At 41.7% G+C, this 614-nt stretch carries 1 protein-coding gene; it reads right to left on the bottom strand.

Annotated features, from left to right (window positions below; genetic code table 11):
- The coding region (locus EOD40_RS18035; protein WP_164905513.1) for a hypothetical protein at positions 1-614 on the bottom strand (614 nt) is incomplete at both ends.

Here is a 614-nt window from a genome sequence, read left to right as displayed (position 1 = left end):
TAATACAAGAGCAACTGGATTAGCAACCTCAACAATATTCACACTATTGCTTGAACCCGGACAATTCGTTGGAGCAGCACCTGTAGAAACCACATTATAGTTTGTTCCTGCATTTAAACCAGTCCATAATAGAGCCGAACCTGTACCTGCTTTTGGAGCCTGAACATTAGTCGTACCTATTCTTAACTGATAGCTCACTCCTGATTGTGAAGTACTAGAACTAACTGTTCCTGTACCTGGATTAGAAGCACAAATAAAACTTCCGGTCAATACAAGAGCAACTGGATTAGCAACCTCAACGATATTCACACTATTGCTTGAACCCGGACAGTTACCTACAGAAGAAACCACATTATAGTTTGTTCCTGCATTTAAACCAGTCCATGACAGAGCTGAACCTGTACCTGCTTTTGGAGCCTGAACATTAGTCGTACCTATTCTTAACTGATAACTCACCCCTGATTCTGAAGTACTAGAACTAACTGTGCCTGTGCCTGGATTAGAAGCACAAATAGAACTTCCGGTCAATACAAGAGCAACTGGATTAGCAACCTCAACAATATTCACACTATTGCTTGAACCCGGACAATTCGTTGGAGCAGCACCTGTAGAAA

The organism is Flavobacterium sufflavum (assembly GCF_004016525.1).
Lineage (GTDB): Bacteria > Bacteroidota > Bacteroidia > Flavobacteriales > Flavobacteriaceae > Flavobacterium > Flavobacterium sufflavum.
The sequence above is the reverse complement of the archived record's forward strand: the minus strand, read 5'-3'. Positions and strand labels throughout refer to the sequence as shown.